Annotated in this window: 16 protein-coding genes, 1 other RNA gene and 1 riboswitch; of the genes, 10 read left to right on the plus strand and 7 right to left on the minus strand. The window is 59.0% G+C overall.

Going from position 1 to position 14,869, the window contains the following annotated elements:
• Window positions 1-28: 28 nt before the first annotated feature.
• The gene (nudC, locus tag ABLN94_RS19570) at window positions 29-1,009 is read right to left on the minus strand and encodes an NAD(+) diphosphatase (protein WP_170495505.1); all 981 of its coding nucleotides are present in this window, start codon (window positions 1,007-1,009) and stop codon (window positions 29-31) included.
• Window positions 1,010-1,217: 208 nt separating this feature from the next.
• Here nudC and ABLN94_RS19575 point away from each other — a divergent pair, with 208 nt between their 5' ends.
• A complete protein-coding gene (locus tag ABLN94_RS19575) occupies window positions 1,218-3,065 on the plus strand; it encodes a bifunctional 2',3'-cyclic-nucleotide 2'-phosphodiesterase/3'-nucleotidase (protein ID WP_352995647.1) in 1,848 nt (615 codons plus the stop codon).
• Window positions 3,066-3,103: 38 nt separating this feature from the next.
• Window positions 3,104-3,202, plus strand: an RNA gene (gene ffs / locus ABLN94_RS19580) — signal recognition particle sRNA small type.
• A 39-nt stretch (window positions 3,203-3,241) separates the two neighbouring features.
• Here ffs and ABLN94_RS19585 read toward each other — a convergent pair.
• Window positions 3,242-4,099 carry an alpha/beta hydrolase family protein gene (locus ABLN94_RS19585; RefSeq protein ID WP_352995650.1) on the minus strand — a complete coding sequence of 286 codons (858 nt, stop codon included), beginning with the start codon at window positions 4,097-4,099 and terminating at the stop codon, window positions 3,242-3,244.
• A 134-nt stretch (window positions 4,100-4,233) separates the two neighbouring features.
• Window positions 4,234-4,453, plus strand: a riboswitch (cobalamin riboswitch).
• 83 nt (window positions 4,454-4,536) lie between these two features.
• On the opposite strand from ABLN94_RS19585, the gene ABLN94_RS19590 reads away from it, so the two are divergent.
• A complete protein-coding gene (locus ABLN94_RS19590; protein ID WP_352995653.1) occupies window positions 4,537-4,944 on the plus strand; it encodes a hypothetical protein in 408 nt (135 codons plus the stop codon).
• 1 nt (window position 4,945) lies between these two features.
• On the opposite strand, the gene ABLN94_RS19595 is transcribed toward ABLN94_RS19590, so the two are convergent.
• Window positions 4,946-5,305 carry a protein-tyrosine phosphatase family protein gene (locus ABLN94_RS19595; protein ID WP_352995656.1) on the minus strand — a complete coding sequence of 120 codons (360 nt, stop codon included), beginning with the start codon at window positions 5,303-5,305 and terminating at the stop codon, window positions 4,946-4,948.
• Between the two features lie 266 nt (window positions 5,306-5,571).
• Here ABLN94_RS19595 and ABLN94_RS19600 point away from each other — a divergent pair, with 266 nt between their 5' ends.
• The 3 genes from ABLN94_RS19600 to recR all read left to right on the plus strand — a co-directional run bounded on the left by ABLN94_RS19600 (window position 5,572) and on the right by recR (window position 8,547).
• Window positions 5,572-7,329, plus strand: a complete 1,758-nt coding sequence (locus ABLN94_RS19600; protein WP_352995659.1) for a DNA polymerase III subunit gamma/tau — start codon at window positions 5,572-5,574, stop codon at window positions 7,327-7,329.
• A 215-nt stretch (window positions 7,330-7,544) separates the two neighbouring features.
• A complete protein-coding gene (locus ABLN94_RS19605; RefSeq protein WP_170387688.1) occupies window positions 7,545-7,889 on the plus strand; it encodes a YbaB/EbfC family nucleoid-associated protein in 345 nt (114 codons plus the stop codon).
• Window positions 7,890-7,953: 64 nt separating this feature from the next.
• On the plus strand, window positions 7,954-8,547 hold the full coding sequence (gene recR / locus ABLN94_RS19610) for a recombination mediator RecR (RefSeq protein ID WP_352995663.1): 594 nt from the start codon (window positions 7,954-7,956) through the stop codon (window positions 8,545-8,547).
• Between the two features lie 70 nt (window positions 8,548-8,617).
• Here recR and ABLN94_RS19615 read toward each other — a convergent pair whose 3' ends face one another.
• Window positions 8,618-9,115, minus strand: a complete 498-nt coding sequence (locus ABLN94_RS19615) for a lactoylglutathione lyase family protein (protein ID WP_170335661.1) — start codon at window positions 9,113-9,115, stop codon at window positions 8,618-8,620.
• A gap of 197 nt (window positions 9,116-9,312) precedes the next feature.
• On the opposite strand from ABLN94_RS19615, the gene ABLN94_RS19620 reads away from it, so the two are divergent.
• On the plus strand, window positions 9,313-9,801 hold the full coding sequence (locus ABLN94_RS19620; RefSeq protein ID WP_352995666.1) for a hypothetical protein: 489 nt from the start codon (window positions 9,313-9,315) through the stop codon (window positions 9,799-9,801).
• Here ABLN94_RS19620 and ABLN94_RS19625 read toward each other — a convergent pair.
• Entirely contained in the window at window positions 9,798-10,439 is a 642-nt protein-coding gene (locus tag ABLN94_RS19625) for a ribonuclease T2 (RefSeq protein WP_352995669.1), read from the minus strand. The genes ABLN94_RS19620 and ABLN94_RS19625 overlap by 4 nt on opposite strands.
• Window positions 10,440-10,569: 130 nt before the next feature.
• Here ABLN94_RS19625 and ABLN94_RS19630 point away from each other — a divergent pair, with 130 nt between their 5' ends.
• On the plus strand, window positions 10,570-11,331 hold the full coding sequence (locus ABLN94_RS19630) for a DUF1013 domain-containing protein (protein WP_352995671.1): 762 nt from the start codon (window positions 10,570-10,572) through the stop codon (window positions 11,329-11,331).
• A gap of 52 nt (window positions 11,332-11,383) precedes the next feature.
• Window positions 11,384-11,776, plus strand: a complete 393-nt coding sequence (locus tag ABLN94_RS19635) for a hypothetical protein (RefSeq protein ID WP_352995673.1) — start codon at window positions 11,384-11,386, stop codon at window positions 11,774-11,776.
• 38 nt (window positions 11,777-11,814) lie between these two features.
• Here the strand turns inward: ABLN94_RS19635 and ABLN94_RS19640 are convergent, their stop codons facing one another.
• Together ABLN94_RS19640 and ABLN94_RS19645 are read right to left on the minus strand one after the other, a co-directional pair.
• Window positions 11,815-12,843, minus strand: coding sequence for a permease (locus ABLN94_RS19640; protein ID WP_352995675.1), 1,029 nt, complete (start codon window positions 12,841-12,843; stop codon window positions 11,815-11,817).
• Complete coding sequence (locus tag ABLN94_RS19645) at window positions 12,836-13,144, minus strand: ArsR/SmtB family transcription factor (protein WP_352995677.1); 309 nt, start codon at window positions 13,142-13,144, stop codon at window positions 12,836-12,838. Before ABLN94_RS19645 ends, ABLN94_RS19640 begins: the two co-directional genes overlap by 8 nt.
• Window positions 13,145-13,278: 134 nt before the next feature.
• On the opposite strand from ABLN94_RS19645, the gene ABLN94_RS19650 reads away from it, so the two are divergent.
• Window positions 13,279-14,739, plus strand: coding sequence for a PLP-dependent aminotransferase family protein (locus ABLN94_RS19650; RefSeq protein ID WP_352995678.1), 1,461 nt, complete (start codon window positions 13,279-13,281; stop codon window positions 14,737-14,739).
• Window positions 14,740-14,869: the final 130 nt, after the last annotated feature.

Below are 14,869 nucleotides of genomic sequence, written 5' to 3' on the forward strand. Positions count from 1 at the left end.
TTTTCGTCCCTGGTGGTTCAGTATCTTGTCAGTCCAGCGTATCCGCAAGCCAGTTTTGCAGCAGGAAATGCGCAATGGCCCCCTTCCGAGCCGGCAGCAATTTTGGGTGCTCCCCGGCAAAGGCCTGCAGCATCTCAGGTTTGCTAACCCACATTGCATCTTCGATTTCCACGGGATCAAGGGTGATCTCGCGCGACAGCGCTTCTCCAGCGCAGCCAAACATCAGAGATGCTGGAAACGGCCAAGGCTGACTGGACAGGTAGCTGACCGTGCCAACGGGCACCCCTGCCTCTTCCATCACCTCACGCCTAACCGCCGCCTCCAGCGTTTCACCGGGTTCAACGAAACCGGCTAGCAGCGAGTACATCCCCTCGGGCCACCCCGGTGATCGACCAACCAATACCGAATCCCCGTGGGTGATCAGCATGATAACCACCGGGTCGGTGCGCGGGAAATGCTGACCGCCACACTCTGGACAGCTGCGCTGCCATCCGGCCTGCGAGACCTCGCTGGCAGCACCGCAGCGCGCGCAGAACCGATGGGTTTCGTGCCAGCCGATAACTGCCTTGGCCGCTGCAGCCAGTTCCGCATCACGGGCGGACAAGCGGGTCATGATCCGGCGCAACTCGGCAAAGACATGTCCTTGGGGCAAGTCCGGATGCTGCTGTTCGGACGGATCGACAAAGCCGCCGATCTGCGACATGTCCATCCCCTCGGGCGACCAGTTCGAAATATCCAGTGCAAAGACCGGTTCGCCGTCTGAAAGACCCAGAAACACGGGTTCTTCGATGCTGCCGCCGGGCCCGCTTTCAACCAACCCGTGCGACATGGGAATGAGCCCCAGCTGATCGAGCCCTTCCCCCTGAACCAGCGGTTTGCCACGCCACAGCAACAGGCAGGACGCCTTTGGATGTGCACGTACCCGAGCCAATTTCTCGACATCACCTCGAATATGCGCCGCGCGATCCAGCCCCGAGCTGCCAAACGTCACAAGTTCTGCGTGTTTCATCAAAAATCCTCTGGCACGTCGACACAGGGCTGCCACGGCTGCCGCGACAGTGCAACGGCAATTTGCAACGCCCTGAATCCCGAGGCCGTCAAATGATCACAGGTCTGCGTTACAAGTTGCAATTACTATACTTTTTGGCGAAAACGCTTAACATATAACTGCTAAAAGTAGAAGTTTGCCACAGTCTCTTTCCCCCTCGCACACGTCAATGAAGATCAGGATTCTGGCAACATCCGATTTGCATATGAACCTTCAGGGATTCGATTATTATTCCGATCAGGCGGATCCTGCGATCGGCCTAAGCCGTACGGCCACCCTGATCCGCGAAGCGCGGAAAGAAGCTGAGGCTGATGGCGCAATCGTCCTGTTGTTCGACAATGGCGATTCTTTGCAGGGTACGCCCGTAGGGCAATGGGCGGTCGAGTCGGAAAATGCGCCGCATATCCTTATGCGAGCCTTCAACCACCTTGGGTATGACGCAATCGGGCTGGGAAATCACGATTTCAGTTTTGGTCTGGATGTTCTGGATCGCGTGATCGCCGACGCCGCCTGCCCGGTGATTTGCAGCAATTTACACCGCCAGGATGTAGGCTTTGCTTGGCAGGATCAGGTTATTCTCACCCGGGAGACCAATCAGGAAGACCAAGGAATATCACTAAAGATCGGTGTGTTCTCGGTGCTGCCGCCGCAAACCACGAAATGGGAAGCGCATCGGCTCAAGGACCACGTCGCTGCGGAAGATATGGTGTCCTGCGCCCAACAAAAGGTCCGGCATTTGTCCGCACAGGGCTGCGACGTGATCCTTGTTTTGGCGCATACAGGTCTAGGGCCCGCTGACCCGGAACCGGATCTGGAAAACGCGATTATCCCACTTGCTGCCATCGAAGGCATCGATGCTTTGATTGCAGGGCACTCACATTTGACATTGCCGGGTCAGGCGCATGAAGGCCTAGAGCATGTAGACGCCACATTAGGTCGGGTGCACGGAAAGCCTGTGGTCATGCCCGGCGCGGCGGGATCGAACCTTGGGGTGATTGACCTGATTCTCCACCGCGCAGGCAATGGAAAATGGACGGTGCAGGATCACAAGACCGAATTGCGATCCGTCTGTCCTGCGATAGCAGGCGAACCGCCGATCCCAATCCCAGAAGACCTAAAGCTGGCGAACCTTTTCTCTGCAGCGCATTCGGAAACGCGCCGCCGCGCAGCGCAACCCGTAGGCCATAGCGATTTTCCTCTCCACAGCTATTTCAGCTTCTGCGTGCCTGACCGGGGTCTTACCTTAGCCGCGGCGGCCCAAGCGGCGGCCCTGCGCCCTTATCTGCGCGGGACACCCCTTGCCGAATTGCCCATTCTGTCTGCATCCGCGCCCGCAAAGTTCGGAGGTCGCGCAGGCCCCAGACATTACACCGATGTCCCTTCTGGTCAGCTGTGCCTGCGTCACGTCAACGATCTATATGTGTTCCCTAACGAATTGCAGGCCGTGGTAGTGACCGCCGAGCAGGTCGTTGATTGGCTGGAAATGTCCGCAGGCGTTTATAACCAGATCACGCCTGGGCACAAATCCGAACTGATCCCTTCTAACCGTGCAGGGCATAATTTTGATGTATTGCTTGGGCTTACCTACCAGGTTGACCTGTCACAGCCTCCCCGTTTTGAGGCCAGTGGAGACTTGACCGACCCTGCACATCGACGCATTCTTGATATCCGGTTCGACGGCCGCCCGCTGATCCCGGGCCAGCGCTTTGTTGTTGCGCTGAACAATTACCGTGCCAATGGCGGCGGCCACTTCCCCTTTGTCGAACAGGCAGAGCCCATAGCTCTACCCGTACTGCCGATCCAGCGCCTATTGTTGGATTACCTGTCTGGCACCTTGCCGCAAGACCCGCTGCAACACGCTGCTCGCCCCTTTCACCTGACATCTCTGCCCGGCGCAACTGCGCTGCTGCGCACCGGCCCCATGGCCCGACCACATCTGGAAGAGTTGGCAGAATACAACCCGCATGTGATCGGAGAAGACGATGAAGGCTTTCTGCTGATCCGATTGACGTTCTGACGGGTTGTCTTTTCTCTGGCCATTCCCTATATCGGCCTTGAGAGGTTGGCGCGGGCGAGCGCCTCGCCAACCTGGTCAGGTCCGGAAGGAAGCAGCCACAACGAGCCCCGCTTGGGTCGATGTCCAACCTCTCACTTCATTCCACCCCAAAATACGCATTCAACAGTCGACTATGTTCAGTCGATTAACCGTGGCCAGACGGCTGCGCTGCGACGGGCGAAGGCACCGATATGACCAACTTCGGGCAGGCCAAACTCAGACGGAGACAACAGATGGCGGCGTGCGTTCGCTCCATACAGATCGGCCAGACGCCAAACCGCTTTCTGCGGCACAAGATCGTCATCCTCAAAGGCGAACAGATCCACGGGCGTATCAGTCTGCGCCCAACGCGCTTTGGGAAGGGTCACGCCAACTTGAGGCAGATAGTTGCGCGGCGCGGTGCACCAACTGCGCCACTGCCAATAGACACTGGCAGGCAAGTCCGCCCCGAACCCCAACGCCTTCCCCGGCAAATAGCCCAGAGCTTTGACGGCCAAGGGTGCATGGCCGTACCAGAACAACAAAGCCAACGCTCTATAGGGCCAAGGGTGATCCGACACTGTAACCGGGCCGGAACAGACACAGATCATACGGTCGATCTGATCGATATCAGGTTGCACTGGCCCCAGCATACCGCCGACGGAATGACCGATGCTCCACTGCCGCACATTGGGGAATCTCCGCCGCATTTCGGTTCGTGCGGCGGGCATGTCGATTAAAGCCCAATCTGCCATCGTAGCCTGCGCCTGTTTCAATGACCCTCTCAGAGAATGGCCAAAGTCGCGATAGTCATATGTCAGGCAGGCCATGCCTCTTTCGGCGGCCATCCAACGAGCGAAATGTTGGTAATAGTCCCGCGGCACGCCGGTCGCGCTGTGGAGAACCACAGCGGTTCGTGGCTTGCCTACCGGCAGATACAACCGGGCCGCCAATTGGGTGTCACCGGAAGGAAAATGAAAATCCTCGGTCAGTACGGCTTGCGCAGCGTCCAGCATATTACCCTCAATCTGAACTGATTAGTTCACTCGCCTAATCGGCATTTTTTGCCCCGGCGAGTCAATCCCGTTTCAAAATGACCACGCGTCCACTTCGCCACACCAACTGGCGCTTGACACCGGCCACCCGCACCCGCTAGCGATTGCGTGATGGTTCTCGTCCCCGTTACCGGGGCGGGATGAAAAGGGAACACGGTGCGGTCCTGACCGGGAAATCGGAATGGACCAAAGCCGAGACTGCCCCCGCAACTGTAAGCGGTGAGCAATGCCGAAACACCACTGGCCGCAAGGCTGGGAAGGTCGGCAAAGCGACGACCCGCAAGTCAGGAGACCTGCCATCGAACCAAAACCGAAACTCGGGCGGGGTGTCCGGGCAGGTCGTCAGCACGCTGTCACACCTGATCCACGCCCCCCGTCCTACGCGCGGAGGGCGCAATATGATGTGGAAGACAAAGACGCACCAATTCACTGCAACCGTGTGTCAGCGGACGGGCAGATCCTGCCCGGCTCTGGCCCAGATGGCACGCGCGGTCGTGCAGGCGATGGAGGTCGCCGTCCCCGCGACGACCCCTGATTTTGAGATCGATGGCAACAGCGAACTGACCTATTGCGGGCAGGGCTGCACCGCGCGCTTCCGGGCAGAAAAAGATCAGATTCGGATCTTTTGCGGCACCAGCGCAGACACCTCGATTGAGGCGCTCGACAATTACGCGGATATGCTGTTCGGCCTCGACTTTACCATGCGACCCGCTGGTATGTTGCCGACCCCACCCTGCGCCATGCTTGAGGTTTCGGCCCTTGCACCGCAGCCGGCAAAACAATTGGATCGACAAGTGGGGCTCTGATCTAGCGATCCTGCAGAGGACGCGCGGCCCATTCCAACTGGCCATCGGTTTCGACAGCGCAGGGCCGCACCGAGCGCAGGCGTTCTAGCGCCGCGTCGGGATGTTCATCGTGTTCGACCATGAGGCGCAGAACGATCATCCCCGACCGCCCGCAACCACCGCGGCAATGCACCAGCACTTTGCCCGCGCGAGTAAGGATATTAGCCGCGGATGCACTGACCTCGGTCCAGGCTTTATCAATTGCAGGGGGAGGAGCGCCAAAATCCTCAACCGGCAAATGCGCCCAGCCAATCGCATCTCTGCAAAGATCGGCTCCGAACTTGCCCGCACCTTCTTGCAGCATCTCGACCTCGGTGGTCATGGAAATTACCAAATCCGGCTGCCAGTTTCGAACCGCATCTAGATCTTTAACATAGTCGCCACCTCGCCCTGGCAACGGCGATAGGCCAACGGTTCCGTTGCCCACCTGTATAGAGTGTATTGCGAACTGGCCCACAGAAGTTCCTCCTCCGGCGGTTTTAAGACGGGCAATCTGCCGTGCAAACCGAAAATCGCCCACGGCGGCTGTGGACGTGGGCGGCGGGGGCCTCTACGCTGCATTCCTGAACCGAATCCGACAGAGCAGATATGAACGACACGCCAAGCCCCGCCTATCAGGTTCTTGCCCGCAAATACCGCCCCGAAACCTTTGCCGACCTCGTCGGTCAGGACGCGATGGTACGCACGTTGAAAAACGCGTTCGAGGCTGACCGGATCGCACAGGCCTTCATCATGACCGGCATTCGTGGCACCGGCAAAACCACCACGGCGCGGATCATCGCCAAGGGCATGAACTGCATCGGCCCCGATGGCGAGGGCAAGCCGACAACCGAGCCATGCGGCAAATGCGAACACTGCGTGGCCATCATGGAAGGCCGCCATGTCGACGTGATGGAGATGGACGCCGCGAGCCGGACCGGCGTGAACGATATCCGCGAGATTATCGACAGCGTCCGCTATCGCGCGGCAAGCGCCCGCTATAAGATTTACATCATCGACGAGGTTCACATGCTCTCGACCAGTGCGTTCAACGCGCTGCTCAAGACGCTTGAGGAACCGCCCGAGCACGTGAAGTTCATCTTCGCTACGACCGAGATTCGCAAAGTGCCCGTGACGGTCCTTTCCCGATGTCAGCGGTTCGACCTGCGCCGGATCGAACCAGAGGACATGATTGGCCTGCTCAACAAGATCGCGGCTGCGGAAAACGCACAGATCGCCGATGACGCGCTGGCGCTGATCACCCGTGCGGCTGAAGGCTCGGCCCGGGATGCAACCTCGCTATTGGATCAGGCAATCTCTCACGGGGCGGGGGAAACCAGTGCCGATCAGGTGCGCGCGATGTTGGGTCTGGCTGATCGCGGGCGCGTGCTGGACCTGATGGACATGATCCTGCGCGGCGACGCAGCTGGCGCGCTAACCGAATTGGGCGGGCAATATGCTGAAGGCGCGGACCCGCTGGCCGTGCTGCGCGATCTGGCCGAAATCACCCATTGGGTATCCGTTGTCAAAATCACGCCGGACTCGGCCGACGACCCCACCGTATCTCCGGACGAGCGGGCGCGCGGTCAACAGATGGCCGAGGCCCTGCCGATGCGCGTTCTGACTCGCATGTGGCAGATGCTGCTGAAAGCGCTTGAAGAGGTCTCGGCTGCGCCCAACGCCATGATGGCGGCTGAGATGGCCGTCATTCGCCTGACCCACGTGGCCGACCTGCCCAGCCCGGAAGAGTTGATCAGACGTCTGAAGGACGCGCCTCCGCCCTCGAATGGTGGACCGGGTGGCGGGATACCGTCTCCGTCGAATGCTGCAGTACAAGCGCAGACCCCGGTGGCATCTTCATACACCGCGCCCGCGCGCGGTGGGGCGGGCGCCCCGTCCGCCGCCTTGGCGCAGGATGCGCAAGCGGCTCTGGCGCGCTATCCAACCTTCGACCACGTGGTCGAACTGATCCGCGCAAACCGGGATGGCGTTCTGCTGGACGAGGTCAAACGATCCTTAAGGCTGGTCGCCTATCAACCCGGTCGCATCGAGTTCCAACCCACCGAACGCGCTTCAGCACAACTGGCCCAGCGTCTTGGTTCCGCCTTGCAGCGCTGGACTGGCAACCGCTGGGCGGTCACAGTCGTCAACGAAGGCGGTGGTGAGACAATCTATGAAAAGGAAAACGCGGTTGAGGAGGCGTTGAAAGCCGAAGCCCGTGCGCATCCGTTGGTGCAGGCGGTTCTGGCTCAATTTCCCAAAGCACGGATCAAGAACATAGAAACGCCCGAACAGCGCGCGGCCAAAGTCGAAACCGAAGCCCTACCCGAGGTTGAAGACGAATGGGACCCGTTCGAGGAAGAATAGCCCGACCCTTTCCCAACAAGGAAACACTCCCGTGCCCGCCACGGGCCATCAGCTAACGCCGATAGCCCTAAGCGGACTTGGGCCCGGCAGCGCGGGCCCAACGGGAGGAAAGGTCTTGTCAAAGACCTTGACGACAGGTGGGAGTGTCCTCTCCCCTTGTGCCGCGCGTACGCCATCCGTATTTAGACGGCAAAGCGATCTACAGGAGAATACCTATGCTCAAAGGACTCGGCGGTCTGGGCGACATGGCCAAGATGATGAAATCCGCGCAGGACTTGCAAACCAAAATGACTGATATGCAGGAAGAGCTGAACAACCTCATGGTCGTGGGCGAATCCGGGGCTGGTCTCGTGAAGGCGACTGCCACCGCAAAAGGTGAGCTGAAGGGGTTGGATATAGACCCGTCGATCTTCAATGGCGACGACAAGGAAGTGGTCGAGGACCTGATCCTCGCCGCCATTAAGGACGCGCAGACCAAAGCGGCCGAGCGCTCTCAGGCCGAGATGGCAAAACTGACCGAAAGCATGGGCCTGCCAGCAGACATCAAGCTGCCGTTCTGATAGACACTCCTGACGGAATACCGGCCGGGCACCTCTGCCCGGCCCCTTTGCAGGAGCACGCGCCGTGAGTTCGAACAGCGATATCGACAACCTGATCGACCTGATGGCCAAGCTACCGGGCCTCGGCCCTCGCTCGGCCCGCCGCGCGGTACTGCACCTGATCCGAAAACGTGCCCTGCTGCTGACGCCTCTGTCGGACGCCATGCAGCAGGTGGCCGTCACCGCCCGCGAATGCCTGAACTGCGGCAATGTGGGCACCACCGATATCTGTGACATCTGCGACAGCGAGGCCCGCGGAACCGGAGAGCTGTGCGTGGTCGAGGACGTGGCCGACCTATGGGCGATGGAACGCGCAGGCGTGTTCAAAGGCCGCTATCACGTTCTGGGCGGCACCCTATCCGCGCTGGACGGCGTCGGCCCGGACGAGCTGCGCATCCCCCGCCTCAAGGATCGGGTCATGGCTGAGGGGATCACCGAGGTCATCCTCGCCCTGAACGCCACCGTCGACGGCCAGACCACCGCTCATTACATCGCCGACCAATTGGAGGGGCAGGTCCGCCTGACCTCACTGGCGCAAGGCGTGCCGATTGGTGGCGAGCTGGACTATCTGGATGACGGGACAATTACGGCAGCGTTGAGGGCGCGGAAAGAGCTCTGAGCATTGCAATACGACAGAAACCGGAAAGCTTTCGCCTCTTCCGGTTGCACACCAGACTCTGTCCAATTTGTCAGGTGTAAGCACCCGACGAGTAGGTCAATTCGTAGGAATGGCTATAAATCTCGAAGACAATGCCAAAGGGGTCTTCGACGTAGACCATGCGGTAGGGTTTCTCTCCGGGATAATAGTATCGGATCGGCATCCGTTGTTTGCCACCCGCTGCCACGATTTTTTCTACCAGGCCTTCGACATCTGGGTCCTGAACGCAAAAATGGAACGTACCATTCTGGCGAAAGTCGATATTGTTTTCCGGTACATAATTACCGTGAAACTCGAAAAGCTCGAACCCGATGCGATCAGCAGTCGCAAGGTGCGCAATACGTAGTTTTTTCCATTCCGGGCCAAACACATCAGTGCACATGACACCGATATCCGTATCATCCTCTACTACGTCCGTTGGCGGCATGATCACGTAAAAACCAAGGACTTCGGAATAAAACTTTACAGCTTCGTCAACGTTTGGGACAGACAATCCGATGTGAGAGAATGTTCTTGGGTGTTGCGGCATGGCTCGCTCCTTGGTTTATGGAGCGAAAACTATTGTGCCACAGCGGAGTTTCAAGCGCCTGCCCGGCAAGGCATAGCCGGGTTCCGCCATGCACATAGGTCGTCAATCGCGGCCGCGTCAGCCGAGAATAGCCTTTGCCTCCTCTACGCGACGTGTACTATGACTGTGGCCCTATCCGTTTGATGTTGGACAAAGTTATGAAACGCCTTTTCGCCCTCACGTTTGCCGCCTTTACAGCCACTGCGGCACTTTCGCAGGAACTCATCGACAAGGGATTTGTCGAAGGCTGGAACATCATGATGGACCCCGCGCTGGGCAACGGGTGTCTGATCCAGACGATCTATCAGGACCTTTCGGTGGTGCGCATCGGCTATGACGCGCTGGACAATCGCGGATATTTCGCCGTCTACAACAAGGCCTGGGGCGACATTAAGCAGGGTCAAAATTACCCGATCCGGTTCGAGCTGGACGGCAAGAGCTTTGACGCCACCGCAATTGGGTTCAATCAGCGCGACGTGCCGGGGGCAACCGTATTCTTCACCGACCGGAATTTCGTCAACGCCATCGCTCAGAACAGGACGATGACCGTTTACAACCCAGCAGGAGAAGTGGTGATGGCGATTGACCTCAAAGGCACCGCCAAGGCGCTGGAATACGCCCGCGAGTGCCAAAACCGGAAACTCTAACGAATCGGATCAAGCAACGCGTCCTTGTCTGTGCAGTCCTTGATCACGTCACGGCCGCAGGGGACGGGCTCAAGATCGCGGGACAGGCACAGGCGGACCTCTTCGATGTAGCCCTGTTTGCAAGTCACGGTGATCATATCGCGGTCCAGCGCGGGGTTGGCTTTCAGAAACGCCTCCTCCACGATCGAGGCAGGCAGTTTGACCGCCGCGTCCAGCTTGCGAAACACTTGCGGACGCTCGATGCCTTCATAGGCCTGTCGCGACAGCGCGAAATACTCTGGCGCAGACAGACCCGAGCACGTGCCGTGTTTCTTCCATTGGTGCCACGCCAATCCCGGTGAGCCCTGAATATCCGCCATGTCTCGGGTCATCACGCGAGACGGCGGAGCTTCGGGCGTGCGGCAGAAGGCAGGCCAGCCCTGATGGTATTGCGGCCACAGTCCATGCAAGATCCAACCGTGATCGTGGCGCGCATCGCATTGGTCCGACCCGCGCGCATCGCCTTCGCGCGCGCACCAGTTGGGCGACCAGCTCAGCGACAGGACATAGTAGTCGAACTCGCCCACCTTCTCTCCGTCTGCCAACCCCGCCATTGCGCTCAGCGCCAATAGAGCCAACCCCAAAATCTCTCGGCGCATTCGCCTCTTCCCTTCTTGCCTTGCCGCGACTATATAGGCCCCAAGTTCCCCGACAACGGAAACCTGCCCCAAGATCACGGGGCCGCCGAATTCCGGCGACGGGACAGATGTATTTATAGGAGACGGGCTGATGGCAAAACCGCTTATGGCCAAGGCAACAGCCGTATGGCTGGTGGACAACACCACGATCAGCTTCAAGCAGATCGCGGATTTCGTAGGCATGCACGAATTGGAAGTGCAGGGCATCGCTGATGGCGATGTGGCCGCTGGCGTTAAAGGGTTCGACCCGATCGCCAACAACCAGCTGACCCAGGACGAGATCGACACGGCGCAGAACAACCCGCTGCACAAGTTAAAGCTCAAGTTCAACCCGTCCGCCGCTGGTGAAGAAAAGCGCCGTGGCCCGCGTTATACCCCGCTGTCCAAACGTCAGGACCGTCCGAATTCGATCCTGTGGCTGGTCAAGTTCCACCCCGAACTCAGTGATGGTCAGATCGCCAAGCTGGTCGGCACCACCAAACCGACTATCCAGTCGATCCGCGAGCGCACCCACTGGAACATCACCAACATGCAGCCGATCGACCCGGTGGCGCTTGGTCTGTGCAAGCAGTCCGAGCTGGACGCGATCGTTCAGAAAGCCGCTGCCAAGAAAGCGGCCGAAGGCGGCGTCATGAGCGATGACGAGCGCCGCAAGCTGGTCTCGACCGAACAGTCGCTGGAAATGGACGCCGCACCGAAGATCCCCACCGCAATCGAGGGTTTGGAAACCTTCTCGCTGTCTGATGAACCAGTGGAAGAGAAAGACGAAGAGCCGATCATCGACGCCGACAGCTTCTTCAACCTGCCCAAAGGCGGGGCCGAGGAAGAAGACGAAGACGATCTGCGCCCCTAATGCTCAGATGGCCCCGGTCTGAAAAGGTCGGGGCTTTTTTCGCAGGGAAATCATGCTGACCATTCTGTCCAAGATCTTTGGCCCGCACCGCGCTGTATCGATCTATGCGTTTCTGAAAACCTGGGGTTTGCTGGTTGTGGGTGTCGTTAGCACCATCACGATTGCAACCGCGCTGCTGGTGCTCAATGACAATGGTACGCACGAACATGACTCGTACCTGACCGTATCGGTTCTGTCGGCGACTCCTGTAAACGGAGATCTGAAATACGGCGTCATTGCCTCAGTGCAACTGCCCGATGGCTCGGCCACTTCCATCAACGAACCCAAAGAGCATATCGCCCGAACTGTCGGCACCACCGCCTGCGTTGAAAAGCGCGTCTATGTCGAAAGTGGAGAGGAACGGTACCGATTCAAACTGCCGAGCCTCTGCGAGGCCAACAAATAAGCAAAACCGCCCGGAGGTGCCTCCGGGCGGTTTTTCCTTCAGATCATCTGGAACAGCATACCGGCAATGATGGCCCCGGTAATCCCCAACCCCAGATAGGTGGCAAAGACCCTCGGTTTGACCAGCGACCAGACTGCTGCCATCGCCGGGATCGAACTCACGGCCCCTGCGACCATGAACGACATAGCCGCGCCTGCGCTCATCCCTTGCTCCGTCAGCCCCGCCAGCAGCGGCGGCGCGACGTATGAGTTCAGATAGGCCGGCATCCCGACCAAAGCCGCAATTACGATTGGAACGATGCCTTCACGGCCCACCACGCGGGCGATCAGATCGGCAGGGACATAGCTGACCAGCAACGCTTCGAGCACATAGGCCAGCGCCAGCCACTTCAGCAGGAACAACCCGTTGTGAACAAATTCGGACCGGAAACGTTGACGGCGCTCGGGCTCCTGCCAGAACCGCCAGACGGGTTTGTCATCCTGTTTTGGACCACATCCACAACAGCCAGCCGGTTTGTATTCACGCAGAGGTTGGGCAAACGCGCCCGAGCGCATCAGGCCGCGCACGACGAACCCTCCAAACAACCCTAGCGCCACCGCCGCAACGGCCTTACCGATTGCAAAGGGCCATCCCAATGCACCTGCGGTAATCAGCAGGGTCGGCGGGTCGATCAGAGGGGAACTCAGCCAGAACGCCATCACAGCGGACAACGGCGCGCCTAACGCCAGCAAACCAGCGATGAAGGGAATGACCTCGCAGGAACAAAACGGAGCCAACCCACCGAACACCGCGGCAAGGAAGATCATCCGCGTCTCGCGCCCTTCGAACGCGCGGGCCACCATCACCTCGGCCCCGGTTGCCTTGAGGTAGGATAGCAGCAGCACGGCAAACAGGATGTACTGGCCGGTATGAGCCAAGGCCTTACCAGCAAAAGTGACAACCTCTCCCCAATTTCCGGGATCTAGGACGGCGACAGCAGCGATGATCACCACGATCAGCGCCCAGGGGGTTTTGATCAGTTCAAGTGCCTTTACGGACACTTTGGGATTTTGCGTCAACTCAGCCATCGTTTGCGGCCTTTCCCACTTCGTCGGCACAGCATTCGGCGAGAATGAACTGCGCCAGATTCCTCAATTCGTCATAACAGGCCCGGTTGATCGTGCTGCGCCCAATTTTCTCTTGTTCGACCACCCCACCAGCGGCCAGGAACCGCAGATGATGCGCCAGTGTCGACGGGGCGATCCCGGTCCGCTCTTGAATCTCACCGACGGTCAATCCGGCTTGTCCAGCTCGCACCAGAGTCCTCAGGACCTTCAGCCGAGCTTCGGACCCCATCGCCGAAAAACCTGCTGCAGCGGTTTCCCACATTTTCCTTACTCCATTAAACTAGATTTCTAGTTATATAGTTTAATGAGTTGACCCAGTCAACCGAATGATCACGATTTCTTGGAAATTCGTTAAGTCCAGATTGCCCCGGAAATAAGTCCAACCTATAAGGCGCTATGGCAATCTCAGTCGACACTTTCTTCCTTGAACTCAACGGACAAGGCACGCTGCAGGCGCAGATCCAGCAGATGATCGCCGAGGGCATCCTGTCGGGGCGCTTTCACGTTGGGGAAAAGCTACCCTCATCACGCAAACTGGCCGCGCATCTCGGCGTCAGTCGGATCACCGTCACGCTGGCTTATACCGAGCTGTTGGCCAATGACTACCTGACCGCAAAGGGGCGCTCGGGTTATTATGTCTCGCAGAACGCGCCGGTGCCGCCGAAATACACTCCGCTGCAACGCGGGACAGAAACGGTTGACTGGGACAAGGCTCTGGCTCGCAAGTTCTCGGGCGGAGACATGCTGTCGAAACCTGCCGATTGGCGCGACTATCGCTATCCGTTCATCTACGGGCAGGCCGACCGGACTCTGTTCGACCATGCCAACTGGCGGCTCTGCGCGGTCCGAGCACTTGGGCACAAGGATTTCGCTTCTCTGACTGCCGACTACGTGGATCAGGACGACCCGTTGTTGGTTGAGTTCATCGCCCGCCATACTCTGCCCCGCCGCGGCATCGCAGCCCGCCCCGAAGAGATATTGATCACCATGGGCGCGCAAAACGCACTATGGCTCGCCTCGCGCATCTTACTGACCCACAATCTCAACGCGGTGATCGAAGACCCCTGCTATTACGCTCTGCGCAGCCTGCTGGAGCATTGGGATTGCGATGTGACCCCATTGCCTGTTGATCGGGACGGCCTGCCCCCGGATGCTCTGCCTGACAACACCGATGTCATCTTCTCCACCCCAAGTCATCAGAGCCCGACGACGGCAACCATGCCCGTAGACCGACGTCACAAACTGCTGGAACGAGCGCGTGAGCTGGACGCGATGGTGGTCGAGGACGATTACGAATTTGAGATGGCCTTTCTGGGTGCACCTTCTCCGGCTTTGAAGTCGATGGACCGGGACGGGCGGGTGATCTATGTGGGCAGCTTTTCGAAGTCGCTATTCCCCGGATTGCGACTTGGCTACATGGTCGGCTCCGAGCCATTTATCCGCGAAGCGCGAGCTCTGCGTTCGCTGGTGCTGCGACACCCACCAGGGCATATCCAGCGGACGGCGGCGTACTTCCTGTCACTCGGTCACTATGACGCTCAGATCAGGCGCATGTCCGAAGCGCTGGCGCATCGGCGCGAAACGCTCGACAAGGCGGTAGAACAACACGGGCTGACAGTGGCAGGTCGTGGCATCATGGGGGGATCATCCCTATGGATGTCAGCACCCGAGCATGTCGATACAACCCGCCTTGCACACACACTGCAGGAGCAGAGCGTCCATATCGAACCGGGCGCACCGTTCTTTTCAGGACCGGATCAGCCCCGTAATTTCTACCGTCTCGGCTATTCCTCTATCCGGCAGGACCGGATCGAACCGGGAGTGGAACTCATCGCGGATGCCATCCGCGCCTGTTAGCACTCGACTGGACCTAATCCGCACTTCGTTCTGGCCCTAACGTGACGGTGTTGCATGGGTCAAAACCGTAGGCAAGGGCTGGGCAGGTTGCCCGGCCATTCCACATATGCGCGGAGATCATTCACATGAA

Origin of the sequence: Ruegeria sp. SCP11, from assembly GCF_040329455.1 — a bacterium.
Classification (GTDB): Bacteria; Pseudomonadota; Alphaproteobacteria; order Rhodobacterales; family Rhodobacteraceae; genus Ruegeria; species Ruegeria atlantica_E.

What these genes read in the sequence shown, in the direction of transcription:
- nudC (WP_170495505.1), bottom strand. Translation starts at nt 1,009, where the DNA reads ATGAAACACGCAGAACTTGTGACGTTTGGCAGCTCGGGGCTGGATCGC.
- ABLN94_RS19575 (WP_352995647.1), top strand. Translation starts at nt 1,218, where the DNA reads ATGAAGATCAGGATTCTGGCAACATCCGATTTGCATATGAACCTTCAG.
- ABLN94_RS19585 (WP_352995650.1), bottom strand. Translation starts at nt 4,099, where the DNA reads ATGCTGGACGCTGCGCAAGCCGTACTGACCGAGGATTTTCATTTTCCT.
- ABLN94_RS19590 (WP_352995653.1), top strand. Translation starts at nt 4,537, where the DNA reads ATGATGTGGAAGACAAAGACGCACCAATTCACTGCAACCGTGTGTCAG.
- ABLN94_RS19595 (WP_352995656.1), bottom strand. Translation starts at nt 5,305, where the DNA reads ATGACCACCGAGGTCGAGATGCTGCAAGAAGGTGCGGGCAAGTTCGGA.
- ABLN94_RS19600 (WP_352995659.1), top strand. Translation starts at nt 5,572, where the DNA reads ATGAACGACACGCCAAGCCCCGCCTATCAGGTTCTTGCCCGCAAATAC.
- ABLN94_RS19605 (WP_170387688.1), top strand. Translation starts at nt 7,545, where the DNA reads ATGCTCAAAGGACTCGGCGGTCTGGGCGACATGGCCAAGATGATGAAA.
- ABLN94_RS19615 (WP_170335661.1), bottom strand. Translation starts at nt 9,115, where the DNA reads ATGCCGCAACACCCAAGAACATTCTCTCACATCGGATTGTCTGTCCCA.
- ABLN94_RS19620 (WP_352995666.1), top strand. Translation starts at nt 9,313, where the DNA reads ATGAAACGCCTTTTCGCCCTCACGTTTGCCGCCTTTACAGCCACTGCG.
- ABLN94_RS19625 (WP_352995669.1), bottom strand. Translation starts at nt 10,439, where the DNA reads ATGCGCCGAGAGATTTTGGGGTTGGCTCTATTGGCGCTGAGCGCAATG.
- ABLN94_RS19630 (WP_352995671.1), top strand. Translation starts at nt 10,570, where the DNA reads ATGGCAAAACCGCTTATGGCCAAGGCAACAGCCGTATGGCTGGTGGAC.
- ABLN94_RS19635 (WP_352995673.1), top strand. Translation starts at nt 11,384, where the DNA reads ATGCTGACCATTCTGTCCAAGATCTTTGGCCCGCACCGCGCTGTATCG.
- ABLN94_RS19640 (WP_352995675.1), bottom strand. Translation starts at nt 12,843, where the DNA reads ATGGCTGAGTTGACGCAAAATCCCAAAGTGTCCGTAAAGGCACTTGAA.
- ABLN94_RS19645 (WP_352995677.1), bottom strand. Translation starts at nt 13,144, where the DNA reads ATGTGGGAAACCGCTGCAGCAGGTTTTTCGGCGATGGGGTCCGAAGCT.
- ABLN94_RS19650 (WP_352995678.1), top strand. Translation starts at nt 13,279, where the DNA reads ATGGCAATCTCAGTCGACACTTTCTTCCTTGAACTCAACGGACAAGGC.